Source organism: Mycolicibacterium sp. XJ870 (genome assembly GCF_053483975.1).
The window spans coordinates 212,862-239,224 of sequence record NZ_JBEFTI010000003.1 but is presented as its reverse complement, the minus strand read 5'-3'; the positions used below and the strand labels follow the sequence as shown (position 1 = coordinate 239,224).

Annotated in this window: 19 protein-coding genes; 16 read left to right on the top strand and 3 right to left on the bottom strand. The window is 64.8% G+C overall.

The window, feature by feature from the left end:
- Positions 1-10: 10 nt before the first annotated feature.
- Positions 11-1,459, bottom strand: a complete 1,449-nt coding sequence (locus tag ABQF30_RS15920; RefSeq protein ID WP_448465379.1) for an APC family permease — start codon at positions 1,457-1,459, stop codon at positions 11-13.
- Positions 1,460-2,242: 783 nt separating this feature from the next.
- Here ABQF30_RS15920 and ABQF30_RS15915 point away from each other — a divergent pair.
- The 16 genes from ABQF30_RS15915 to ABQF30_RS15840 all read left to right on the top strand — a co-directional run bounded on the left by ABQF30_RS15915 (position 2,243) and on the right by ABQF30_RS15840 (position 23,833).
- On the top strand, positions 2,243-4,528 hold the full coding sequence (locus ABQF30_RS15915) for a hypothetical protein (protein ID WP_448465377.1): 2,286 nt from the start codon (positions 2,243-2,245) through the stop codon (positions 4,526-4,528).
- On the top strand, positions 4,525-5,499 hold the full coding sequence (locus ABQF30_RS15910; RefSeq protein WP_448465375.1) for a hypothetical protein: 975 nt from the start codon (positions 4,525-4,527) through the stop codon (positions 5,497-5,499). The genes ABQF30_RS15915 and ABQF30_RS15910 overlap by 4 nt, the downstream gene beginning before the upstream one ends.
- 132 nt (positions 5,500-5,631) lie before the next feature.
- Entirely contained in the window at positions 5,632-5,907 is a 276-nt protein-coding gene (locus ABQF30_RS15905; protein ID WP_448465373.1) for a hypothetical protein, read from the top strand.
- Between the two features lie 21 nt (positions 5,908-5,928).
- Complete coding sequence (locus tag ABQF30_RS15900) at positions 5,929-7,839, top strand: AAA family ATPase (protein WP_448465371.1); 1,911 nt, start codon at positions 5,929-5,931, stop codon at positions 7,837-7,839.
- A 17-nt stretch (positions 7,840-7,856) separates the two neighbouring features.
- Positions 7,857-9,437 carry a type VII secretion protein EccB gene (gene eccB / locus ABQF30_RS15895; protein ID WP_448465369.1) on the top strand — a complete coding sequence of 527 codons (1,581 nt, stop codon included), beginning with the start codon at positions 7,857-7,859 and terminating at the stop codon, positions 9,435-9,437.
- A gap of 2 nt (positions 9,438-9,439) precedes the next feature.
- Entirely contained in the window at positions 9,440-13,573 is a 4,134-nt protein-coding gene (eccCa, locus tag ABQF30_RS15890; RefSeq protein ID WP_448465367.1) for a type VII secretion protein EccCa, read from the top strand.
- Positions 13,574-13,741: 168 nt separating this feature from the next.
- A complete protein-coding gene (locus tag ABQF30_RS15885; RefSeq protein ID WP_448465365.1) occupies positions 13,742-14,038 on the top strand; it encodes a PE domain-containing protein in 297 nt (98 codons plus the stop codon).
- Positions 14,039-14,083: 45 nt separating this feature from the next.
- Entirely contained in the window at positions 14,084-15,307 is a 1,224-nt protein-coding gene (locus ABQF30_RS15880) for a PPE family protein (RefSeq protein WP_448465363.1), read from the top strand.
- 113 nt (positions 15,308-15,420) lie between these two features.
- The gene (locus tag ABQF30_RS15875) at positions 15,421-15,723 is read left to right on the top strand and encodes a hypothetical protein (protein ID WP_448465361.1); all 303 of its coding nucleotides are present in this window, start codon (positions 15,421-15,423) and stop codon (positions 15,721-15,723) included.
- Between the two features lie 49 nt (positions 15,724-15,772).
- Positions 15,773-16,075 (top strand): hypothetical protein, encoded by a 303-nt coding sequence (locus ABQF30_RS15870; protein WP_448465359.1) that lies wholly within the window; start codon positions 15,773-15,775, stop codon positions 16,073-16,075.
- A gap of 87 nt (positions 16,076-16,162) precedes the next feature.
- On the top strand, positions 16,163-17,005 hold the full coding sequence (locus ABQF30_RS15865; RefSeq protein WP_448465357.1) for an ESX secretion-associated protein EspG: 843 nt from the start codon (positions 16,163-16,165) through the stop codon (positions 17,003-17,005).
- 59 nt (positions 17,006-17,064) lie between these two features.
- Positions 17,065-18,453, top strand: a complete 1,389-nt coding sequence (locus ABQF30_RS15860) for a MinD/ParA family ATP-binding protein (protein ID WP_448465355.1) — start codon at positions 17,065-17,067, stop codon at positions 18,451-18,453.
- Positions 18,454-18,465: 12 nt separating this feature from the next.
- Positions 18,466-20,016, top strand: coding sequence for a type VII secretion integral membrane protein EccD (gene eccD, locus ABQF30_RS15855; RefSeq protein WP_448465353.1), 1,551 nt, complete (start codon positions 18,466-18,468; stop codon positions 20,014-20,016).
- The gene (mycP, locus tag ABQF30_RS15850; RefSeq protein WP_448465351.1) at positions 20,013-21,443 is read left to right on the top strand and encodes a type VII secretion-associated serine protease mycosin; all 1,431 of its coding nucleotides are present in this window, start codon (positions 20,013-20,015) and stop codon (positions 21,441-21,443) included. The genes eccD and mycP overlap by 4 nt, the downstream gene beginning before the upstream one ends.
- Complete coding sequence (eccE, locus tag ABQF30_RS15845) at positions 21,440-23,290, top strand: type VII secretion protein EccE (RefSeq protein ID WP_448465349.1); 1,851 nt, start codon at positions 21,440-21,442, stop codon at positions 23,288-23,290. The genes mycP and eccE overlap by 4 nt, the downstream gene beginning before the upstream one ends.
- A gap of 204 nt (positions 23,291-23,494) precedes the next feature.
- Entirely contained in the window at positions 23,495-23,833 is a 339-nt protein-coding gene (locus ABQF30_RS15840; protein WP_448465347.1) for a helix-turn-helix domain-containing protein, read from the top strand.
- 23 nt (positions 23,834-23,856) lie between these two features.
- Here the strand turns inward: ABQF30_RS15840 and ABQF30_RS15835 are convergent, their stop codons facing one another.
- Positions 23,857-25,119, bottom strand: coding sequence for a sensor histidine kinase (locus ABQF30_RS15835; RefSeq protein WP_448465345.1), 1,263 nt, complete (start codon positions 25,117-25,119; stop codon positions 23,857-23,859).
- Positions 25,120-25,132: 13 nt separating this feature from the next.
- Positions 25,133-25,861, bottom strand: coding sequence for a response regulator (locus tag ABQF30_RS15830; RefSeq protein ID WP_448465343.1), 729 nt, complete (start codon positions 25,859-25,861; stop codon positions 25,133-25,135).
- Between the last annotated feature and the right edge of the window lie 502 nt (positions 25,862-26,363).

Genomic DNA, 26,363 nt, shown 5'->3' with positions numbered 1-26,363 from the left:
TATTCAGGCTCTAATCCGGTGGTGCGCCCAGCTGGTTCGGGTCCGTGATGACGGGATTCCGTATGCCGAGTTGCCGGTTGATCAGCATGGTGATGCCGAAGAGCACGATGCCGATCGCGATGAGCGCGAGTGCCACCACGTACTGCTGCACCGGTCGGCCGGACATCGGGGATACCAGGTATAGCGAGGCGATAAAGCCGATCACAGGAAGCGCTGTCGGCGTTTTGAAGTGCTTACCCTCGTGACGCACATCCCGTCGCAACACCAGCACCGCGACGTTGACGACGGCGAACACTGCGAGCAAGAGCAGCGATGTCGTGCCGCCGAGCACGGAGATCGCGCTGCTGCTTGCGAATACGCTGACGTAGAAGATCAGTCCGAAGGCAATCAGTGTGGTGAAGATGATGGCCACCCACGGGGTTTGACGCCTCGGATGTACCGTGCCCAGCACGGGTGGAAGTACGTGCTGGCGGGCCATGCCGTAGATGAGCCGGCTGGCCATCAGCATGTTGATCAATGCGGTGTTGGACACCGCGAACATTGAGATGAACGGAAAGATGTCCTCGATGGGCAGGCCAGGTGCTCCGGCTTTGACCACCTCCACCAACGGGGTGTCGCTTGCGGCGAGCGTGCCCACGGGAACCAGCGCGACCGCGACGATGGCCACCAGGATATAGATGACACCGGCGATCGACAGACCGGTCAGCAGCACCTTGGGAAAGATCTTGACCGGATCCTTTGTCTCCTCGGCCATGTTCACGGAGTCCTCGAAGCCAACCATCGCGAAGAATGCCAGTGATGTCGCGGCTGTAACCGCCATGAAGGCGTTCTTCTCAGAGTCGGTTTCGAACGCCACCACACGAGCGAAATCGATGTCGCCGCCGCGGGTGAATGCCCATAGCCCGACGAACAGCACCAGCATGAGTCCAGTGGCCTCGATGATGGTGAGCACGACGTTGAGCTTGACGCTCTCACCGACCCCGCGCAGGTTCACCAACGCCAGCAGCAGCATGAACAGCAGGGCAATGGCGGCGACGCCGACCGGCCCCCACTCCAAACCGAAGCCTTTGACCATGTTGGCGCCGAAGAACCTCGACGCTGTCGACGCGGAGGTGATTCCGGAACACATCACCACGAATGCCACCAGGAAGGTCACGAACTGAATCCCGAATGCCTTGTGCGCGTAGAGAGCCGCTCCGGCCGCCTGCGGATACTTCGTCACCAGCTCGAGATAGCTGAAGGCGGTAACGGTGGCGATCATGAAGGCCACCAGGAACGGCAGCCAGGCTGCGCCACCGACTTCGGCCGCCACATCGCCGGTCAGTGCGTACACGCCGGTGCCCAGGATATCGCCGACGACGAACAACAGCAGTAGGCCCGGGCCCATCACCCGCCGTAATCCCGGCTTCTCGTCAACCTCCTTTGGGTGTTGTCCGTCAAGCACATTCGTTTCAGTCATCGATCCTCCCACTTCGTAAATTGCAAAAGTCGGTCTCTGTTGACGCAGGCCGATCGGCGCCCACTAGCGGCCCGCACGTGGTTGGAAGTGAGGCGCCGGCATTCCTCACGCCACCGCAGTCGCGGGCCAGACTCGCCACAAGTAATACTTCGAACGGCGCAATGTCGCGCCTACAGCGCTGAGCAACGGGACTCGCTTACTGGCCGGCCTCCAGAATGCGATTCTGCTGGAATAGCATTGGCAGTCCGGCCAGTTGTCGGACCTGCTAGCTCATCCGGCCCGCCACAACCCGGCGAGAGTAACGGTCATAACCGGCAGCGACCTCGTCGGACATGCCGCCATCTCGACGGTATCTCCGAGTTGGCCATCATATGAACCCCCGCTCCCTCCAACGTGTTTCGACACGGTACCCCAAGAATGTGTTCTGGACCGCACTTGCAACCCGGCGGATCTCGAAACCGTGTGACCAACTGCGACAGGGCGGATTTGCGGCTATTTACCAGGCGATTCCGTCGCTTTGTGCACAATCTCGTTCGCGGCGATGGACGGGCTGAATGGTCCTGAGTGTCGCTGGGCGATTTGAGTTATCCACCACTTCGCTTCTCGGCGACGGAAACCGCGGATGCCGCTGCAATGCCTTCGGCTTGCAGCCGGGTTTCGTTGAGGTCGTTTTGTTTTCGGGGTTGTGCGATGATTTCGCAAGTACAAGGATTGTGACCAGACGGCTGGGCCCGTGGCTCACAACTTACGTCTGCACCTTTCGATGAGATTCACGGAGTGTGAATGATCGAGAAGCCGGTGACGCCGCACGCTGATGAGATCCTGGGGCCGTATTGGGAGAACAACCTCAAGCCCGGGCTGCTGTCGGATCGATCGGTGACGCTGTCCAGCGTGGCGGACGGCGTCGATAGCGCATCCCTCGACGGGCAGGTGAACTCCAACCGGATGTTCGCACACGGCGACGGCACGCTGGTGACGGCCATGTCGACGAGCTGGCAGAAATTCTTCGTTCAGGTCGGCGACATCGGAAGTCAGGTCGGCCAGGCCGCCGCGCTTCTCGCTGCGTGGGCTGCGACCCTCAATGGGATGTTGACCAAGATGGCCGGTGTCGTATGGGCGGCGGAGGCGTTGATCGACACCATCGAAGCCAGTGAAGCCACGCTCATCGCGTCCGGTCAGGATCCTGAGGCGATGGTCCGCATGGTCATCGTCGAGGCCCAAGAACAGGTCGTGGTGATTTCGGCAGCGGCGGCGGCAAGCCTTGCCGCCCTACCGGATTGGGCGGGCACCGGATCCGATGGTGCAGGTGACCAATCGCCGATGGATATGCTCGTCGGCGACTGGGACAACCTCCTGGGGCCGGCGGGCGATGCGCCTGCGTCCGCACCGGGGCAGGCGGTTGTCAGCCAGGATTCCCTACCGGGCAGTTCGGGGACTGGGGGCCCGGCAGCGCCCGGCAACGGGGTGGCATCCGGCGCCGACACCGGTACCGTGACAGCCGGCAATGGGGCGCCCGGCAATGCGGTGCCCACCGGTGTCGACGGCAGTACGAGCGCACCCTCGACGCCTGTCAGTGGCGGGTCCACCCCCGAGGCGATGCCGACCGCCAACACGACTGCCGATCTGATGTCGGGGTCGAATCAGGGTGGTGCCTCGATAACTGCCCCAGGCAACGACGCCGCTCTGTCGGAAGGTGCGTCCTCATCAGCCGGGCCGACGACGGCCGATCAGCTATCCGAATCCGGGCACGGGGGAATGGGTGTGACCAACCTGTCGGCCTCAGGGGTCCCGTTGGCCGCGGCGAGTTCCCTGGCCGCGGCATCGGCATCCGCCGCAGTGGCACCGGTGTCGGGACCTACGCCCACGCCCGCGCCCACGGCCCCGGCGCCGGTAGCGCCGCCGATGACTCCCCTCTCGCCGGTGACGGGCTCGGCGTTGCTGGCGCCATCGCCGCCCGCGGCGGTACCGGGAGCGGCGGTGCCTGCGGCGATTTCGCCCACTCCGGTGGTCGCGCCGACACCTGTGGTGGGGACACCCGTACCGGCCGTGGCACACAGCGCTGCCGGGCAGACGCCGATGCATGCCGGCCAGTCGTCGTCGAACAGTCAGCCGGGCACCGGCCAACCCACGTCGACGGCCCCAGTCCCGCCACCGATCCCGTTCGTGCGTGGCCTCGACGACAGTGCAAGCGTCTTCGTGGGACCGCTGGGCGGCCAGTGGGCGGGCGCGATGATGTCGGTGACCGACCGCGATCTGGCCGCCTTGCAGTGGGTGGTGGAATCGGCCGGCGGCGGCGGCGAGGTGTGTTGGGCCGCTGGAATGCTGGTCACCGACGCGCGGCGCCAGATCGTGGTCACCACCGACCGGGGCCGGTCGTGGCTTCCGAGACGCGCCCGGCTACCGGCTGACATCGTGACGCCGTGGACCCACGCCGATTGCACGCGATGGGAAGGGTTGCGCGACCCTGCCAGAGTCGTCCTGGAGTATGCGGCCGCCATTCCCGGGGCAACACTGTCAGCGCTGGTGTCATCGGCCACGAGCGCGCCGGCATTGGCCGCCGGAATCCCTTTTGCCTTCGTGCATGTCCCGTCCGCCGCGCGCTCGCAGGTGGCGCAGGTCTCGCGGCAGGCGTTGGGGGTGAGCCCGCAGCATCAGGAGCTCGCCGACAACATCACCGAACCCGAACAGCAGCGCAAGCAAGCGTTGTGGCTGGCGTTCGACGCTGTGCAGCAAGCCGAACTGGGCGGTCCGGCCAGGACCATCGTCGACACCCTCGCCGCGCAACCGCGGCCCAACAACTCAGCCGATCTGGGGTGGCAGCAGCTGAACTCAGAACTCGACCGGATCCGCTCCCTGGAACGCCTGGCGCGGCTGGATGTGCGCGACGTTGCCGTCGGTGAACTCGACACCGGCGGCGGTCCCTGTCGACAGCTGCTGGTCGCCGCCTACGCAACCGAGGCCGTCGCCGCGCTGAGTGATCCCGATGCCCGGCAAGCGCTTGAGGATGCGCTCTATTGCTGGTCGATGCTGATGGAACTGATCACGGCGAAAGAAACGGTGTCACCATGAAGCCGCTGGAACTCGAGCCTGCTGCCGAACGCGCGCTGAGCGACGGCATGCGTTCACTTGGTGAAACCACGGGAACACAGCTCGCGCACGGTGTTGAGTCCGCGCTGACACCCGTGCAGGCGAACAGCCCTGTGGGCCAGCTCATCTCGTCGGCGATGCAGGCTCTGCACAGTGCGCTGGTGCCCGCGACCACCTTCGTGGCAAGCCAGTCCGAGAGCCTGGACAACACCACCCAAACGTCGATCGCCGCGATCGAAACGCAGGACCAAGAGTCCGGTTCGATGATCGCTGAAACGATCGCAGACAGTACGGCCGATGATTCCTTCACCGACGATGAGCTGGCATCCATCGACGAGGAGGCTCGCGAGCTGGCCGAGACGATGTTGACGGAGTATCAGGCCGCAGAAGTGGCTGGGGTGGCGGCCCAGGTCGCTGCTGCGATAGTCCAGCAGCTCAGTCAGCAAATGACCCAGGTCTCCCAGCAGGTCGGGCAAGCGATCAGTCAGCTTGTGCAGACGATTGGCGACTCGGCGTCCGGGGGTTCCTACGATGCGTCCGCGGATTTCGACGACGAGAGCACCGACCGCGATTGGGGCGGGCTGGGTGCGGGCGGGGGAGGCGGCCTCGGCGGCCTCGGCGCCGGCGATACCCTGCCCGCCGGCTTCACCGGCCCGACGGTCGCTCCGGCTACCGCGTCGACGGCGTTGTCGCCGACCGCCATCCCCTCGTCGCCCACTGCCGCCACGACCACCGGCACCGCAGCCAGTCGTATGCCGATGATGCCGATGATGCCCCCGATGCACCCCATGGGGGGTACCGGTTCGAGCAGTTCGGGCGTCGGTCGTGACACTCGGATCTTCCCGGACCGCAAAGTGTTCGAGCCACCATCCGGCGTGGAGCAAAATTTCGGGGCCACTCCGGAGATCCAAACGGTAAGTGCGCCGTTCGGCACATCGAAGGCAGCGGACTAGGGGCGAGCCCCTGGGCGGCCGGCTATCCCGCGGGTCGGCGAGATACGCGAGCAAAAGTGCCCTGGAGTGGTAACTTTTCCGGTGTGGGGTTATCCTTGGTCGGTCAAAACCTGACGCACAGGGAGGACAGAGTTGACCGCTGCGGACCACCTGGCCCCGCCGAACTGTGGTCGTCACCGCGACACAATCGTCCGCTGGGAGCGATCAGCTGCTGAGGTGTTCACCACCGGAAGCAGAGCGCAGGCGCGCGCTGCACTGGCCGAGGCGCAAGTGTTCTGCGACGGATGCCCGATCCGGGTCGCCTGCCAGGACCAAGCGACCACCGATCGCTACACGGGTGTGGCCGGCGGACAGATCTTTGTCGAGGGTCGGCGCAGGTCGCGACCCACGAAACCACTATGGGCTTGAGATGACGGAGATGAGCGTGTGATGACGGCTGTTGGCGTTGCCAGACCGTTGGACGTATTCACCATGGGGCTGCGTCATCTGCGTAACGGCGAATCCGAACGTGCTGCAGAAGCATTCGCCCAAGCTGTACAAGCCGACCCCATGATGTGTGATGCGTGGCTGGGCTGGATGGCCACCGGGGAGCGGACGCTGGAAGTCACCGGCGGCGCCTACGAGTCCAGGCGTAATTTGGGTGTCGCCCTGCGGTCGGTGTCGGGCCGCAATGGCCGCATGTCACCGGATCAGCTCGGGGTGGTGACGACAATGACGTTGGGGGCGTTCGGGTTACAGTTGCCTACCCACACTGAGGTGCATCTGGCGATCGCCCACGCGGCGGCATTGGCCGAGGCAGTTCAGCCTCAATTGGCCACTGCCGCCGAGGTGATCGAGCGTCAGTTGAAAAAGTCCAGTCTGCAGTCCGGCGACATCATGGACGTCGACCTGCTGGAGTATGTGCGGTTGTGCCTTCTCGGGCTGGCCCGCCGGTGGCCCGACGTGCTGACCTTCGAGCAGCAACACCGTTGGCGCAGCCTCGAACCCGACGCATCGGTCAGCGAAGCGGAGAAGGCCCGCCGCCGTCTGTTCGTCGAGTATCTGAACCTGGGGATGCTGCTATGGAAAGTGTGGGCGCTGTTGGGAACCGGCAACGCTGCGCAAGCACAATGGTGGGCCGACAGCGGGTTGGGTCGGGATAACCTGCCCGCCGAGGTCTATCAGAGGTTGCAGCTGGCCAGAGGCTACGCCATGCGTGCACAGGGTCGCCGGGACGAAGCCATGCAGGCATTCCGGGAATTGCGCGCCGTGGTCAACGACCCCGACGTGGTTCAGGCCATCGACGAAGCGGACAGACAGATCGACGTCGTCACCGCCGAATCCCTGGCCACCCGTAGCGACGTGTGGGACCCAGATTCGGGCCGGTCGGCGGCACAGCTCGAAACCGATGAGCGAGAACGACGCAGGGAAACGATCCGCGTCGAGGCGATGACCGAACTGGACAAGCAGATCGGGATGGAAGCGGTCAAAACACAGATCCGCCGGCTCGAGTCGAGCATGATGCTGGCGCAGAAGCGCGCCGAAATGGGCATCCAGACCAAAGAGTTGGCGCTGTCGTTCATATTCTCCGGCCCGCCCGGCACCGGCAAGACGACTATGGCCCGGGTGCTGGCCAAGCTGCTGTTCGGGCTCGGCATCATCGCCCGGCCCGAGGTCGAGGAAGTCCGCCGGGCTGACCTTGTCGGCGAGTACCTGGGTAAGTCGGAAGCCAAGACCAACACCGTGATCGACCGAGCATTGGGCGGTTTGCTGTTCATCGACGAGGCATATGCGCTCTTTGGCAAAGGCTACTCCGAGGGCGACGCTTACGGCGAGGCGGCCGTCACCACGCTGCTGGCGCGAATGGACAACGAACGCAGGGCAACCGACCCCGCAAAGAAGCTGGTCGTCGTCATCGCCGGGTACGACGCCGACATCGATCGCTTCCTCACGATGAACGAGGGCCTGCCGTCCCGCTTCACCACCCGTATCCAGTTTCCGCCGTACACCGCTGAAGAGCTGGCATTGATCGCCGACCGGATGGCCGCCGACAACTCCTCCCTGTTCTCTTCGGCTGCACACGACGTGCTGCTGGAACATGTCCGCAAACTGGTCGCGCTGACCGTACCCGACCAGGATGCGCGTGGTGAGCCACGAATGGTGCAAGCGATGAACATGGCGGGCAACGCAAGGTTCATTCGGACCGTGACCGAGAAAGCCGCGGAGATCCGTGACGATCGGCTGCGTCACATGGACTTTCAGTCGATGACCAAGGACCAACTGGTGACCATCGAAGCAGCGGAGGTGGCGGCGGCTTTTCGGGAAGCCTCTGAGGCGCAACGTGTTCCGCTGACAGGCTAGAGAAGGGTCTGCAGCAGGTGGCTGAGTTCGACGGTCCCGAGAAACGCCGCCGCCATGGTTTCCGGCTGACCGCTCGCTATCAGGTGTCGGGTTGGCGCTTCCTCTACCGACGCCTACAGCACGCACTGGTGCGTCGCGACACCCGGATGATCGACGATCCCCAGCGGTTCCAGGCGTCGCCACTGGCCCTGGGTTTGATCCTTGCGGTCATCGTCGGCGTCGGCGCGCTGGTGTGGGGCCTGATCTCCCCGGCCGGGCTGGTCGCTGACGCCAAGATCGTCGCAGACAAGGACTCCGGCGCCCTCTACGTCCGCGTCGGGAACCGCCTGGACCCGGTGACCAACCTGACCTCGGCGCGCCTGATCGTGGGTGCCCCGCACAACCCGGTGCGTGCCCGCCCCTCCGAGATCGCGAAGCTCCCACGCGGTTCGCTGGTCGGGATAGTCGGCGCCCCGGTCGATATCCGTGACAGCAACGATCCATCGTCGGTATGGACCGTGTGTGACACCACTGCCACCGGCGCAGCAGTCCCCCTCGACCCGGTGTCGGGATTGCCCTCGAGCGCGCTGTCGCCGGTGACCACGACCGTGATCGGCGGACCACTCGACCGAGACCAGAACATTACGGCGATCGAGGGAGCCTGGGCCCGACTTGTCGGCTATCGCAGCCAGACCTGGCTGGTGTATGCGCGCCCCGACGGCGTGGTGGTCCGCGCGGCAGTCGACCCCACCGATGCCGTGGTCGCCGATGCGCTGGGGTTGCGCACCGACCACGGCGTGCTGCCGATATCCCAGGGCCTGTTCAATGCGTTGCCGGCCGAGCCGCCGTTGATTGTGCCGGTGATCGCCGAAGTCGGTACGGTGCCCAGGTTTGCCTCTCAGCGCCGACTCGAGGTCGGCACAATTCTCAAGGTTGCCGAACTCAACGGTGAATCAAGCTATTACGTGGTGCTCTCCGACGGAGTCCAACAGGTGGGGGTGACGGCGGCGACCATGATCCGCGCTGCAAATCGTCAGGCAGGCACCGAACCGGCTGAGATCGGGCCCGACGAGCTGGCCGACTACCCGAAGTCACGACAGCTGTCCGTCGACTACTACCCGGCTGCGGCCGTGCACCTGGTGCCGCCCACGCATAGTCCCGTGACCTGCTGGTCATGGTCGCACGATCGGGACGACCCCACTGCGAGCACCGAAGTGCTCACCGGCCGGTCGCTTCCACTGACACCGCAACGCCAGGACGCGATGGTGCCTCTGGTGACGGCGCCCTACTCGGACGGCGCCACCGCAGACCGCACGTCGATGCCGACCACCACCGGCCGGTTCGTTCAAGTGACCGGGGCGGCACCGGATTCTCGCAACCGTGGAAGCTATTTCTGGCTGTCCGACAACGGCGTTCGATTCGGACTGGACAGCGCGGGGGCCAATGGAGAGAAGACACTGTCCTCATTGGGTCTGCACAACCCCGTGCGCGCACCCTGGGTGGTGGTGTCGTTGTTCGCCATCGGACCCACACTCTCACAGCGCGACGCCCTGATCCGACACGACGGTGTGCCACCGGATCAGCTCGTCGCCGGAATCGACCCCGAAGCAGTGAGGTAGCGATGCGCGTCTCGTTCTTCCGGCCGCCCAACAGGCCGACTCCGCCGCGCATTGCCCGCGACGAGATCGATGTCCCACCTCCGAACGAGATCGACGAAGGCGAACCACAGCCGAAGTGGCGGACGGTCGGCTTGCCGGTGATGATGGTGGTCGTCGTGATCGCCATGGTGGCGTTGATGCTGCGCACCGGACGTCAGTTCAACCCGATGTACATCATGTTCCCGATGATGATGTTGTTGGGCGTGGGGGGGATGGCGCTCAACGGTGCAGGCGGCGGCGGCACGAGTCGGGCACAGGTGCTCGCCGACCGCAAATCTTCGACCCGAGCGTTGAGCGTGACTCGCGAGAAGGCTTTCGCGCGTGGTCTGAGCATGCACGAAGGTCTGCAGTACTTCTACCCGGACCCGGTGATGCTACCGAGTCTCATTGGTACGGAACGAATGTGGGAGGTGATGCCGACCAGCGACGAATTCACTGCCCTGCGGTACGGGTTGGGCGAGGTCGAGCTGGCCGCCCGCATCGTGGTGCCCGAGGCACCGCCGGGGGAGTTCCTCGAGCCGGTTTCGTGGGTCACCACCGTTCGCTTCCTGCGGCACCAGTCCACTGTGCGTGGTATGCCTGTTGCATTGACCGCATCGCGGTTCCCGGTGATCGGCTTCACCGGAGACCGCGACGTGGCGCTGGGTTTGGTGCGGGCAATGTTGTTGCACGCGGTGGTGACCCACGGACCTGACAATCTCGCGATCGTCGCGCTCACCGATGAACCCGACGGTGCGCAGTGGTCATGGTTGAAATGGCTGCCGCACAATCAACATCCGTTCGAACTCGATCGGCTTGGCAGCGCACGCATGTCGTACTTCGACTGGTCGACGCTGACGAAAGGGGTCGGCGCCGACGAAGAAAGCGGCCGTGAGGGGGTGGCGGACTTCGAGACCAACTTCGATCCCAATCGTGAAATCACCAGCGACGGCTACCGTCATGTGCTGGTAGTGGTCGATTCGGCGGTGCCCGACAAGCTGATCGACTCCGCGATCACGCCACTGGGAAACGTCACATGGCTGCTCATCGACCCGCCGGCCAATGCGTTGACCGCCGACGACGGCATCACCTTGCGCTGCGACACCGACGGCAGCGTCTGGCGTAGCGAGGCCGAGCGGCCGACGGCCGAGCCGATCAGGGTGGCAATGGCCGATCAGGTCTCTGTAGGCGATGCGCGCACGGTTGCGCGCCAGCTCGCGAGGTTCGAGGTCGCCACGTTACGCAACATGTCCCGGGCCACCAAACAGGTAGAGCGCGGCCGGGACTGGGGATCGTTGATGAGGCTGCGCGATCCCGGTGCACTGGATCCGATGGAGACCTGGGGCGTGATCACCCGCTACACCGACCGGCGGCGGCTTCGGATACCTATCGGGTTCACCCAGTCCGGTGATCGGCTCGAACTCGACATAAAGCAGGCCGCTGAGGGCGGGACCGGCCCGCACGGGCAGTTGCTGGGCGCCACCGGGTCGGGAAAGTCGGAGTTTCTGCGCAATGTCGTGGCCAACGGGTCGATCACGCACAGCCCCGACATGCTCAACTGGCTTCTTGTCGATTACAAGGGCGGCGCGACGTTCTTGGATATGGGCGACCTTCCGCATGTTTCGGCGGTTATCACCAACATGGAGCAAGAGGCACATCTCGTCGGACGCATGCGGGAAATGCTCAACGGCGAGATCGAGCGCCGCTACGTGATCCTGCGCGAAGCCAACGAAAGGTTTGCGCGGTCCGACATCAAGGACATCCGGGACTACGAGATCCAGCGCGAACGTGGTGCTGATCTGCCGCCGCTGCCGTCACTGGTGGTGATCATCGACGAATGGGCCGAATTGCTGCAGACGCACCCCGATTTCGGGGATCTGTTCAAACGGATCGGCCGGGTCGGTAGGTCGGTGGGCATCCATCTGTTCTTCGCGTCCCAGACACTCGAGACGGCTGGACGCACGAGCGGGCTGGAAGCCAACATCGGCTTCAAGATCGGTCTGAAGACGCTCACCGCGGGTGATTCGCGTGCTTTGCTGGACGGTTCGGATGCGGCGTTTCGGCTGCCGGGCCAACCCGGCCACGGTGTGCTGAAGGTGACCGGGGGCGACATGGCGACCTTCTACTCCGGTTGGACCGGCGCTGCGTACTTCCCTCCGGCCGCACCGGTCGAGGACCGACTCCAGCGTAACGGCGAGTCGCTGAATTCGGACGCATTTGGGCCCCAGCCGTTCACCGCGGCCGCCCAGCCGCTGCCCAGCACCGGCATACCCGTCGAGTTGACTACGCCGGAACGGAGCGAAGACGAAATCAACGCCGCTCCAACGGTCTTCACCACTGTGGTGGAACGGCTGAAGCTTGGCACCGCCAAGCGGCCGTACCGGATGTGGCTGCCGCCGCTCATCACCAATCCCCTCGACGCGGTCGACCCGGGCTTGAAGGAATGGATTGCGCCGGTTGACAGTTCGCTGCCCAAACTCACAGTGCCGTTCGGCTTGTTCGACGACCCGGCCCACCACGCCCAACCACAATGGCTGCTGGACGTGACCGGAAACGCGCTGATCACCGGCGGTAGCCAGATGGGCAAGTCCACCGCAGTAAAGACGCTGGTGGCCTCGCTGGCATTGAGCAACACACCGCAGCAGGTCCAGATGTACATCGTGGACTATGCCGGCGGCGGGCTCGGACCGCTGGCCCTGCTGCCCCATGTGGGCACGGTGGCAACCCGCGCCGAACCCGACGCGATCAACCGGATGTTGGTGCAGCTGAAGACCCTGATCACCGACCGGGAACGGCTGTTTCGCGAACATGGCATCGGCACGATCGCCGAGTATCGCAAGCTCCGGACCCAGCCGGACTCGCCGTACCCGGCCACAGACCCTTACGGCGACGTATATCTGATCATCGACGGCTGGGACGCTGCCGTGGCCGCCGGCGCGGTACTTCACTTCCGCGGCGGGGAGGTCGAGGCGTTGATCTCCGGTGCGCTGAACTACGGCGTGCACCTGGTCCTGACCACAGCGCGAACCGTGGAGATGCGTGGCATCGAGCCGCACATCCACACCTTCGTCGAATTGCACAGCGACAGTGAGATGTCGCGAATCAAAGCCGCGTTGGCCAAACTCCGCAGGCACGAGCCTGGGCACGCCATCACGACGGGCTCCGAACTACAGGGGCTCATCGCACTGCCGCGCATCGACGGGGTGTCCGACGCGGCCAGCGTTGGTGACGGGCTGGCCGAGCTGGTGCGCACCGTCGCTCGCAGCTTCGCGGCGGGTGCGGAAAGAGTACGGACGCTGCCGATTTCGCTGGTCCGCAACGACCTGGCCGCCATGGTGCCGCCGATGGGCGATGATCCGAGGCGGCGGCTGCGGCTGCCGTTGGGTATCCGGGAGTCGACGCTGGGCGTGGCTTATGCCGAGATGTACCGCGAGCCGCACCTGGCCATCTACGGCGAACCGAAGTCCGGCAAGAGCGAGCTGATCGGGACGATCGTCGAAGGAATTTCCCGGCAGTTCGCCACCCACGACGACGCGGTGATCGTGTTGGTGGACCCGCGTAGCCGCCATCTTGGCTGCATAGACGAGAAGAATGTGGTCGCCACCGTGCGCCGCGATGAGGAACTGGAACCTGCGATCAATGCGCTGATAGACCGCTACGACTTGACGTCCCGGACCGTACCGGCCGGGATTACCGCTGCCGAGCGCAAGGCGCGGTCCTGGTGGCAGGGGCCCGAGATCTTCATCGTCATCGACGATTACCAGATCGTGGCGCCCCGACATTCCAGTCCTCCGGTCCACGAGCTGGCGCCGTGGATGCGCAACGACGCGCTGGCGCGTGGATTCCACTTTGTCATTGCGCGCAACTCCCAAGGGTTGATGATGTCCGAACATAGCGATCCCATCCTCAAACAACTCGCTGAGGACCGGGCGCCGGCTGTGTTGCTGTCGGCCGACAAGTTCGACGGCGCGGTCGGCGAAACCAAGTTCGAAAGATTCGGGATACCCGGCCGCGCGCGCTACGTGGAAACCGCATTCGGGCGCACGGAACGGATCCAGGCGGCGTGGTCGGGTGTTCCCGAAGCCGAGTTCGACGACTTCGCCGATTTTCCGGACTGACAACGGATACTCCGGCCTCGACCCGCGCATGGGACAACGCCGCCAGGAATTAACCTCGCCGTCACGAAGACGTACAGCAAATCGGTGTGAAACCGGTTGCAATACTTCCCAACATAGGTAAAGTTACCGACGACGGTAGTAGTGGTAACTCCCGACGGAGGTTTGCTCATGATCACCCAGGTTGAAATCCCAGTACTCATCACCGGGGCGGCCGAGGTCACAAGCGACGTCGAAAGCACCGGTGCCGTCGTGGCAGGTGGGGCACCGGCCGGTACCGCGCTGGCGCCAGCCGCCGCGGACGAGGCTTCCGCCCTGGCCGTGGTGAACACCAGCGCTCATACCGCCCAATTCCTCGCTGTCGCCGCGCAACTCGCCGTCGAACAGACTCGCTACGCGAAGGTGTTGGGTGCGACAGGCGTCAATTACGGCCTCGAGGACGCGGCCAACGCGTCGATGTTTCTCTGAGCCGCGCGTTTTGATGCCACGCGTGCCGATCGAGAGGGGGCGTTCATGTGGGCTCCGCCCGAAATCACCACCGGCCGGCTGATGTCGGGCCCGGGTGCGGGACCGATGCTGGCTGCTTCGCAGGCGTACACCACCTTTGCGAACGCCTATGAAGCGAACATCAACGTGCTACTCGCCCACCTGGGTCGGCTGATGATCGGCTGGCAGGGACCGGCGTCGGAGGTCGTTGCGGTCACGCTTACCCGCCACATCGCGTGGCTGCGGCTGCTGCACGGCCAGCTCATCGCAACCGCGGGGCGCATGGCTAATCAGGCTGCGGCGTTCACCACCGCTTACAGCTCGGTTGTCCCGATGCCCGGAATCGTCCAGAACAAGGTCACCAAAGCGGTCGCGATCGCCACCAATTTCATCGGGCAGAACTTTCCCATCATCACCGCCAAGGAAATCGAGTACGCCCTGATGGGCTTCCACAACATGGCGGTGCAGGCGGGGTATCTGGGGGCAACGATGGCCAACACGGCCTTCGAACCCTTCTCCTCACCGGCACCGTTGGTGACCACCGATGCGTCGGTGCCCCCGGGACAATCGCAGGACGTAGCGACGCCGGCAGAACAGCTACAGTTGGCGGCGATTCGCGCCCAGGCCGACGCCGAAGCGGCGATCTCACGGTTTCGAGAGACACATTTGGATCAGCTTGATCAACTCGCGCAACAGGCCCTCCAGCAAGCCCCCCAATACGCCGCCGCGGCCGCGGGCATGCTCTTTCAGCAGGCGCAGCAGGTTGGTCAACAGGTCGTTCAGGTTCCGCAGCAGATAGTCGGCTCCCTGATGGGCAACCTTACGAACAACATCTCGCCGGAGTACCGCATCGATGAACCGGGATTCTTCGATACCCGAGCGGATTCCCCGGCCCTGGACCGACTTTCGGGCGTTGGCTCGGGAAGTGGTGCAGCAGTCGCTGGGCTTAATGTGACGGGGCTGGGCGGACTGTCCGGCGCCTCGACCGGCTTCCGGTTCCCGGCGTCCTGGGACGTTCCGCCGGCAACCGCGGTGACCCCGCCGCAGGCAGCGGCGCCTTCTGGCGCCGCCGCGCGGCCGATCGGTCCCACGATGGCACCGCTGGCCGGTGCCAACCACGGCCGCGATCAGGACCACACGATCAAACGGCCGGTGACCGAACTCATCCCGGTGTGGGGGAACGGCGACAACAACCCGGTCGAAACTGTTTCGGTCGGCGATCTGACCCGCGAAAGACAGGAGGCTTCATGAGACGCGACCACAACAGAACTTGCGCTCAGGGTTGTTCGGGGTGCAACGCGCACGAGTGCGTGTCGACTAGGAACAGCGTCCCCGAAAGCTTTGCACCGTAAGGAGATACAACAATGGCGATTCAGGCACTCAGTCAGGACCAGGGCAATCAAGCGGCACAGGTGGGTGTTCACGACAACATAGTCGGCGAATTGCTGGCCGCCAACAGGGAAATGGCGCAGATCGCGGCCGACATCAAGTTGGTCGCAGCGGGCGCATTTTCCGTCGCATTCGAGCAGTTCGGAAACGAAATCGTTGCCACGGCAACGCGAATCAACGCGCGCTTCGGTGACCACACTGACGTGCTGCAGCAGGGCATTGGCCAGTACGACGCTGCGGACACTGAAAATGCCGGCATGTTGCCGCGGGTTGTCTGAGAACTAGCCACGATTCATAACGGCGAGAAACGAGAACGAGGAGCACACCATGGCAATTTCGGCAGATCTACTCAGATACGACTTCGACGGCATCCACGCTCTGGCTACCCGTTTGGACGCGGTGCGGGCCAACCTGGAGAGGCTCCTGGGAGAGTTCCAGGCCAGCAACGCATCGCTGGACGGCACTTCGTCCGGTGACGGGTCGGACACGCGTGCGGTCACCGCACTGAAGCTTCAGCAAACCAAGGCGGAGGTTACCGCTGTGTGCGGGGCGACCCCGCCCAAGATGAGAGCGGCTGCCGATGCAATGCGCGCGGCCGAGCTACGACACGCTGCACAGATCGGTGGTTGATCGCCCGAGTAAGCGCCCCACCCGGGACAACTCTCGGTGTGGGGCGCTCGGGTGACTTGACCGACCCAGCCAAGGGAAGTCGTAATCGTGGTGGGAAAACAGATGTTGGCGGCGGCCTACCTGAACGTCGACGGCGCGTTGTTCCTCCAACGGTTGCTGGGCATCGAGGGTTTTCCCACTGTGCTGGCGCTGTATTCGAACGTCTACTACCGCGCCGAACAGAACCTGGTCGATGACCTCACCGTGCCTGTGCTGGTGCAGTCGGGCCTGCTCGACGCGGAGGGCAACGTCGAGCCCGACCTGAAGCGATGGCTTCGCGTGCTCGAACGCCCCGACATGGAAGTGTCGCTACGCGCGATGAACGGCGAGCGGATGCGCCGGGTGGTCGTCGCGCGTCGCGGCGACGAACACGTGATGGCGGTGCGGCGCAACGACGAAGTCGTCATTCAGGCGATCTGGTCGGATGGGCAGAAGGTGGAAGATGTTGTCGCCGCGCCGTTGTGGGCGGCGATGCGGGAATCCGAAACGGTTGCGGCGCCGCCGCCGGCGCGGATGGAAACCGTCACCGCACCGCTGGCCGAGTTTCGACGCATCGCAGAGAACGCCCCCGGGCAGATCCAGCGACCGCTGCGCCAGATGGGTGTGGATCCGGCAACGGCGCGGATCCTCAATGAACTGTCGTCCTACAGCGGCCAACGCTGCGAGATCGTGATACACGAGAATCGGGGGACGGAATCGGTGATGACCCCAGCCGGAATCGCCGTAGCCGATACCTCTTTCGGCCGGGTGATTTCCGGTGCGCGCAAGCAGGGGTCACAGATCTTCGCCACGTTCGGCTCCGGAAGCTACGCAAGGTTCCGGGCCGCCGTGGACGACCTGATCGCGATGACACCGTCGGGAACGTGGTTCGCTGCGACGGCAGCAACATAGCGGCGAGCGAACGCAGAGCCGACGATACCCGCAATCCCTTGCGGGGAAGGAGAAATGGCATGGCTGAAGAAGCCGAGTCCGGCCAAGACCAGGAGTCGTGGCCCCCATCCGCGTTGTCACCCGATGACGTGACGACGGTATTCGTCCGCTCCGGGGCCGATCGCGTGCAGAGCCTGCCCGGGCCACCGGCAGGCTGGTCAACACCGATCGCGGACGCGGGTCGGCAAGCCACGTATTCCCCATCGCAGAATGGTTTCGCGCCAACGTCTTCCGACCGCCGAGGGGGGGCAGCACTGCCGCCCCCGCCTGGAGCCGACGACGCCAATGTGCGTGCGGCTCAGGGCCCGCCGCGCCGGCACCATCCGGGACCGGTGAACCTCGCGGGCGGTTCGCCGCCACCATTGAGCGAAGGGTGGCACAGTGCAGGTTCACCTGCCGCAATCCGGCCGAATACCGCTGGGGGATCGGACAACGACTACCGGCGCTCGGCTCCGATCCAGGCGGCCACCGCGGGTCTGCACGCCGAACTGGTCACGGTGTCTCAAGACGAGCAATCTCCACGCGCCATGACTGGATGGCGAGGGACGCTCAATGGGATGGGCCTGCGGCTGGGTCCTTCGGTGAAAGAGCGACGGCACCGCGACCTTGTGCGACGCATCCGGGCGCCGAAGAACGCCATGTATGCCGTCGCGGTTCTCACGCTCAAAGGCGGAGCAGGCAAGACCACTGTCTCCTCGACGCTGGGCCAGGTGTTCGCATCGTTGCGGCCGGACGGGGTGCTTGCCGTCGACGTCGACCCGGCTGCCGGAGACCTCGACACGCGCACCGCGATCCATCCGGAGCATCACACCATGTTGGATCTTCTCAACGCCAGCGATCTGTCCCAACGTGATTTCGTACAGCGGTACCTATCCACCACGGACACCAACCTGCATGTTCTCACCGGTGGGTGGCGGGCAGACAGCGACCGGGTGCTGGTACCTGAAGATATCCGTGACGTGCACGAGATCGCCTCGCACTACTACAGTTTGCTGATCTGGGACGGCGGCACCGACTTGCACACGCCGGTCAGCCGCGAACTGCTCAACAAGTCCGACGCCTTGGTGCTGCTGATCCCGCCGACCCGCTCCGGTGCATTGGCCGCCGCCAAAACCATTGACTGGTTGAGGTTTCACGGCCACGAGGGCCTGCTCTCCCGCACCGTGCTGCTCATCAACGAATCGTCGGCCCGACCTCAGATGCGCATCGCAGAATTGCAGAAGTTCTTCGTCCGCCAACAGATCAAGATGCACCACATCGCCTATGACCAACACCTCGACGAAGGCGTCGCGGTGGATCTGACCAAGCTGTCTCGCCGGACACGGCGCGCATTCGAAGAGATGGCCGCAGTTCTCGCAGACGATTTTCTGATTCCGCAACCACCGGCGCAGCCGTCCGCCAAGGACTGAGGGCAAACGTCTATGTCAGTGGTACTGCCCGTCCTCGACGACACACCCCAGCAGCGCAACGCAGCACTGGACCCGGTCGCGGCCGTCCCCGAACAGGTGCGCGTCGCCATCCACGTCGGTACCTGGTTGGTGGAGACGTCTCTCGTGGCGCACGCCCCGCTGTCGGTGGTCATGGAGGGTCTCACCAGATTCCTTGCCACCACTCTGGCGGACGAAGGCCTTTCGGTTCAATTCAACCCGACTGGTGTGTATTCGCTGGCGCCCGAAGGGGGCATGCCCTTTTCCCGCTCCCAGGCCCTCGCCGAGTTGGGTGTTCTCGACGGGGATCGATTGATCTTGCGGGAAGTGCACTCCACCGAAGTCTTCAAACCGTTGATCGAGGACGGCCCGGACGCGCTGGCCGAGTTCAACGCCGTGCGGTTCCCGTCTTTCACAGCGGCGACCGCGCGCGCACTGGCCCTGACCGCACTGGTGGCGTTCGCGTTGCTGCTGGCGACGCTGACGGTGCTGGCCTGGTGGTCGAACTCGACAGTGCAGTGGTGGCTTGCACCCGTGGCGGCGCCGGCACTGCTGGCTGTGGTCGGCGCCGCGGTCGCGCAGCGACGCGCCACCGCGCTGTCCTACGTGCTGGGGATCTCGGCGCTGCCCTTGGCGTTCGCCGCGGGCTGGGTGGCCGTGCCTCCGGTCGATGGTGCCAACGGCGCCTGGACTGCAGCCAATCCAACCGTCGCGTCGGTGGCGGCCGGGGTGGTGTCGCTGCTGGTGGTCCGGCTGACCGGCATCGGGATCACCGTGCACACCGCCGCGGTGACCGGAGCAGGCATCGCCGCAGTGGCTGCCGCACTGCTGACCTTCACCGGATTCGATGGCCGCCAAGTCGGCACCGGTGCGGTTGTCATCGGAATGATCGTGATCGTGGGCGCGCCCGCGCTCTCGCTGCTGCGGGCCAAGGTTCGCCCACCCAGCCTGCCGGTGCCCGGCGAAGACATCGACCGTGCCGAGCTGGAAGAAGCCGCCCTCGAGGTGGAGGTCTTCGACGATGCAGACAATGTGCGTTCGGTGGCGTTGTCCGACGACGAGGATCGCCAGTTGGAACGGCGATCTCGGATCGCAAACAAGTACTTGACCGGACTGTTCATTGCCGCAGCAGTCACACTCGTGGTCGGTGCGGTGGCGGCCCTGAGGCCCGGAACCCATTACTTCTACGGCGAATTGGCTCTCGCGCTGCTGGCGGTACTGATCATGCTGCTGCGCGGCCGGTCGCTCCCCGACCGGCTGCACTCGGTGGTGTTCTTCAGCGGCGCCTTCGCCCTGACCGCCGGCGTGGCCGTTGTCGTCGTGGTCGGCGTGCACACCCCCGGTGCGCAGCTCGGTGTGCTTGCCGCGGTGGCCGCAGCAGGTGTGCTTGCTGTCCTGGCCGGTTTGCTACTTCCCGGGGCGAAGATGTCGCCCATCACGCTGCGACGGATCGAACAACTGGAGTTCGTCGCGATCCTGGCGGTCGCACCATTGGCGTTCTGGATCGTCGGCGCTTACGCCGCCCTGCGAAACGGATTGTGGTGAGAGCGGTCGACACCCGTCGGTGTTGGCGGCGCGCGGCGGCGCTCGCCGCCGCGCTGGTGTTGGCGACCGCACCCGTCGCGCCCGCCCACGCCGTCACACCTCCGCGGTCCGACCTCGCCGCGGCGCCACCAGATGGGCCGCCAGGCCCCGAAGTGCCGATGCGCCAGAACAGTGGCTGCATCGTCGGGGGAGTGCTGCCCAATTCCGATCTGGCCAAATCACCCCCGCCCGCCACCGCCCTCCAGTTCGACCAGATCCACAAATTCTCTACTGGTGCCGGAGTGCTGGTGGCCGTCATCGACACCGGCGTGCGGCCACAACCGCGGTTGCCGGCGATGGTGGCCGGCGGAGATTACGTCGACGCCGCAGGCGACGGATTCACCGATTGCGAAGGTCACGGCACCATCGTGGCCGGCCTCATCGGCGCGTCACATTCCCCCGACGACGGGTTCGTCGGCATTGCGCCAAACTCACAGATCCTGGCGATCCGCCAAACCTCGCAAGCCTTCGCTCCGCAATCGGTGGGCTTGAACACCAACGATCCCAACCAGTCTCGGACCGCAGGTGATATACGGTCGCTGGCCCGGGCGATCGTGCACGCAGCCAATCTCGGCGCCAAGGTGATCAATATCAGCGTCGTGACGTGCCTGAAGTCCGACGAGTTGATCGACCAATCCTCACTCGGTGGTGCGCTGCGCTACGCCGTCGACGTCAAAGACGCGTTGGTCGTCACCGCTGCGGGCAACGTGGGTGGCCTTGAGGCCGGCCGCACAGACACCGGCTGCACCAGCAACCCGCCGATGGATCCGGCCAACCCACAAGACACCCGCAACTGGACGGCGGCAACCGCGGTGTCGACACCGTCCTGGTTCGACGAACTGGTGCTGTCGGTCGGATTCGTCTCTCCCGATGGCATTCGCAGCCAACACTCGATGGCCGGTCCCTGGGTCGATGTCGCCGCACCCGGATCAGGGATCGTGTCGTTGACCAACGGCGACGCGCACCAGGTCATCAACGGCATGGCAAGTGACAAGGGCGGATTGGTGCCCATCGCCGGCACGTCGTTCGCCGCGGCGTTCGTGTCCGGCACCGCCGCGTTGCTGAGGTCCCGGTTCCCTCAGCTCTCGGCCCGCCAAGTCGCCACCCGCATCATCAACACCGCTCACGCGCCCGCACGCGGCATCGACAACGTCGTCGGGCGGGGGATGATCGATCCACTGGCCGCCTTGACCTACGACGTACCAATCACCGGTGAGCCGGAGATCACCGTGTCCGCCTCGGAACTGGCCATCCCGGCGCCGCCGCCACCACCGGACGCGCGGCCGAAGATGGTGGCCGGCATCGTCTCGGCAGCCATTGCACTGTTGGCCGTCTGTGTGTGGATTATTGCCATTACCGTCCGGGCAAGCGGAAGCCGCCGAACATGACAGCTGAGCGACGGCGGCGCACACCACGTCTCGGTGCCGCACTGATGTTGACCCTGGTCGCATGTGTCGTCGCGCCGCTGGCCGCCGGACATCAACTGCCGCGTGGGGCCGGCGGACTGACGGTGTCGTTGTCAGCGGTGATGTTGTTCGCGACGTTCGGGGGCCGCACCGTGCTGCCCGGCTGGCTGATCGTGGTGGTCGGGTTCCTTCGGCGGCGGCGAAGCCCACTACGGCAGTTGCCCGCCGCAACTGATGTCGAGGTGTTGGCGGGTAAAGCCGGAATCCGCTGGGACGGCGGCATATTGGTCGCCGCGTTAGAGGTGGCGCCCAATTTGGCCGTCGCCCGCGAGGATGACGGGTGTGCACTCACCACAAGCGAACTGCCGGTGGGGATGGTCGCGGGGTTGATGCACCGGTACGGCCTCGACATCGACATCGACATCGTCTGCGCCGGCGAGCACGTGCCCGCCGGTTCGGCGTACCGAACCGTGTATTCGCAGTTCGTCGGATCCCGCCCGATCGTCGCACAGCGCAGATCCTGGCTCGTGCTGCGCCTCAACGTCACTGACAACCTCGACGGCATCTCGGCGCGGGGCCCTTCGCTCACCACAGCGCCACGGGCGCTGGCCACTGCCGCCCACCGGGTGGTCCAGCGGCTGGGCGAACAACAGATCCGGGCTTATGTGTTGTCGGGCACCGAGCTCAACAGCCTCGCCGACCTCCTCCTCGGCGGCATCCCGGCGAACCGATGCCGCGAACGATGGTCGACGATCAAGACAGACACCAGCTACGTGACAACCTACCTGGCTGACCCGACCGAGATCAGCACCGCCGCACTGCACCAGTGGTGGGCCTGGCGCACCGAGCACACCACGATGATGATCAGACTCACCGCAGGCGCGGACGGCCCACGCATCGGCGCGCTTGTTCGCTATGCCACCCTGGGCGAAGTCCAGCGCCCACCGAGCGGTGCCCTCAATGTGCCTGCCGGGATCCAGGAACCGTTGCTGCAGGCCGCGCTGCCCGGCGGGGACGTCAGCTTGGCGACCGACATTCCCTCCACATGCGCATCGGCTATTGAGGATGTGCGAGTGCCCATCGGTCCCGCCGGCCAAATCCTTGGCCACGCAGACGGGGCGATAGTGGCTCTCTCGTTGTGCGACCACAGCGGCAGACCCGAACGATTGCGCGTCGACGCCCGAATCGAGCTGCCGCTGGCGCACCAACTGGTACTCCGAGCCGTGGTCACCGGCTCTGTGGTCGCCCTACATACCAACGACCGCACCCGCTGGGACAGATTGGTCGCCACGGTCGACGATCCGCAGCGCTTGTTCTATGCCACGGCCGGCGCGCGTGACTGCGATATCGCCGTCTTCGACGGCTCCCCGGTGAACACCGTGCCTGCGCGGACCGTCCTGACGTTGTCCGATTCCGGGGAAAGCTTCACCGGCGGCGCCGACCTGGTGCTGACGCAGGAAGCCGGGTCGACGATGGAGGTAACGGTTCGCGACGAGCCACCGGTCCCGGTGAGCATCATCCGCACCCGAGAAGAAGACCGCTATCTCGGCATCGACGTTCAAAGCGCGCAACCGCGGCGCGTCATACACACCGAGCCGGTGCTCACCCGCTCGCCTCGCCCGCACGTGCCGGCGGCCCACACCGAACAAGCCCACCGCACAAGGGCAGCCCCACCGCCGAGCACTGCAACACCACATCGTGCAGACAGCGGGCGACCGTTCCGGTTCGCCCAGCCACGACGCAGTCATCGTGACCAACCGCGCCCGGCCATGCCCGCCGCACCGCGCCGTCGACCGAAACTGCCCCCAACGCCGCCCCCCTCCGGCTAGTGCACCAGAAAGGAGATCCGTAACCGTGGCGCTGCGCGCTAGCTAAGCCGGTTGCCGCGATATGATGCCAATGCGCGCCCCGCCGCAAATGTCAAGAGGTAGCTGTGGCCGGTCGAGATCTACACTGGCGGAGAAGCAATTGCCTCCAACGCTCGGCGAAGATCGCGGGACGCCGAAGGCAACATCAACCAGGGAAGGTTACGAGTGACGGGTCCACATGAGCTGGTGCGCATCGAGCCCAGCGTCGAGGCGCCGTTCGAGCCTCCGCATCCGGCCACGCTGTATTTCGCGCAGCGCCTTCAGGAGCTCTCGCAGAACCTCAACGTCCGCAACCTCGACGGATCGGGTCGGGTCCGAAAACTGACCCCGCTGCGGTTGCAGAAACTCCTGAAAGAGCAAGCCCCGGATCTGCCCGTGTCACAAACTCAGATCTACCGCTATTACCACGGTGAGTCGCCGCCGCGCCTCGACGTCGTCTATGAGTTGGCCGCGCTGCTCGGGGTGTCACCGCGCGAATTCCTACCGCCGGACACCTCGGACTGACCAGTCCGCCGGTTTTCCGGCGGCTATTCCGATCCCGCAGTCTGGTCGCGCACCTCCGACTGGTAGGTCGCGAGCGGAATGCGGGCCTCCACCGTCCAGTGAGATCGGTGCCGTCCAGCGATGACCGACCCACCGAGGAGTTCGGCCCGCTGCTTCATGCCCGAAATTCCCCTGCCGTCATCGGCGCCGCGAACTTTGCCCGTCAGTGAACGCGGAGAATCGTTGCTGATAGACACCACGATCGAACTCGGCGAGATGTCCAGAAGCATATCGGCTTTTGCTTGCGGTGCGTGTTTGACGACATTGGCCAGGGCCTCTTGGCAGATCCGGTACACCGCCAACCCGGTGCTGGGTGAGACATGGTCGGTAGTCCCGTTGATCTGGTAATCCAGCACCAGGCCGGCCACTTCGAAATCGTGAATGAGACCGATGATGTCGTCGATACTCGGCTGGGAGGTGGCGCTGGCCGGGCCGGTCTCAAGTAAGCCAATAGTGCGACGGATGTCGGTCATCGCCGTTCGGCCGATCCGCTCAGCGTCAACCAGGGCGCTGATTACCTCCGACACGTCTGCTTGCTGCTGCAGCCCATGGCGGGCCGCGGTCAGGTGTAACAGCGTGATGCTCATCGAATGAGCTACGACGTCGTGGACCTCACGCGCGATCCGGCGGCGCTCCTCGCTTGTGGCGTGCTCACGCACGCTGTCTTTGGCTTGCTGTTCGACCGCAATCAGCCGCTGCTGAGTCTTGAGCATGTGATGAATCAGCAGGGAAACGACCATCAATACCAGGAAGATCACCACACCGTCGATGCGATCAGTGAGCTGCGCGCCGACCAACACGGCCGAATAAGCCACCGCAATGCCGACGGTCGCTAAAGAGGACAATTGAACCGCTATCGCCCCTAATGCGAATCCTGGAATCAGCGGCGCGATATCGAACTCGACAGGGTGCGTCCAGATAAACACCGCAGTCGCCGAGAGTGTTGTGGCCGCGAGCGGAAAACCCATCAGCACCGTGCCTCTCGCGAGGAATACCAGAGTGGGCGCGACCACCAACAGCCCGGCAACGATCGTCCAACCCAACGGATCCGCGCCGCGCTGGATGATGGCTACCGCCGCGACGATCCACAGTCCCGCGTGCCAGGCGATCCCTACGCCCCACGGATATCCGAGCGGACTGACCTCGCCGTCGAAACGTCGGCGGAAAAAGTCCGCGATCGCTCGAATTGCGACATGGTATGGCCGCACACTTGCGTCGGCTAAGCGGCGGATCTCAGGCTGACTCATAGGCATCTCCAGCTCACATCGAGGCCGAGGACCCGCCCCGACGATACGTGTCGTCGGGGCTGGTGGCGGTGACGATGCCGTGCTCGTAGGCGTACACGATGGCCGCCGGCCGATCGCGCAGATCCAGTTTGGCGAAGATGCGGCGGACATGGGTCTTGACGGTCGTATCCGAAATACCGAGCATCTCAGCGATTTCACCGTTGGTCAGGCCGCGAGCGAGCACGATCAACACATCGCGCTCACGCTCGGTGAGTTCTCGGGGCTGTACCTCAGCGATGATCGGCGCAGGCGCGCGCCGAAAAGTCTCCAGCACACTGGCAGTGACCGCGGAGTCCAGGTACGAGTCGCCACGCGCAACGGTGCGTACGGCGCGGATCAAGCCTTCGGCTGGAGAGTGCTTGAGAACAAACCCCCTTGCACCGGCGCGGAGAACTCCGGCGACCAATTCATCATCGTCATAGGTGGTCAGAGCCAACACTGGGGGGCCCCCGGACTCAGTGAGCAACTGGGTAGCTTCGATGCCGCTGACATTGCGCATCCGCACATCCATGACGACCACATCGGGGCGCCAACGAGCGACCGCGGCCGGCACGTCCGCGCCATCACCGGCCTCGCCGACAATGACGAACCCCTCCTCGCGCCGAAGCACGCGTCGCAGGCCCAGCCGGACCAACTCTTGGTCGTCGACCAACAGCACACCGATCGCCTGCTCGTCGCCACTGCGACCTGTCGAGGAGCTCATAGGACTCCGAATCGTCTGGGGATAGCGGAATCTGGGCCAACACGGTCCAGCGCAATTGTAGAGAACCAGCGGTGAGCGTCGCCGACCAGGAAACGGCACAGTCCTGCATCCCAGACTGCTGTACCCCTTAACGCACCATCAGGAATGCCGCACCGAACCCGGTCGGCTGAGGCGGGGCCGGGAGTCGGTGCACAATGAAAAAGATCCGATTGAGCGATAGCACATCGTATCGGCATGGGCGGTCGTTGCGGCTTCTACCACGCGTTCGGCATCAACGCGTGTCACAAACCGGTTGGCCACGTTAACCCTGACGTCGCCCAAGGATGAATTCCAGGAGGGACCTCCGCCCGTGGTAGTACACGCATTTCGGTCCACGGGACGACGCGTAACTCCGAGGCGATCCATAGTGTTGTCCGCATGACGCCGCTCGCGAACCGGCCACACCGTGGTGCCGCTCCGGCACAGCGGCCAGTCATGTCGACCTGCCCGATCGGCGGTCGTG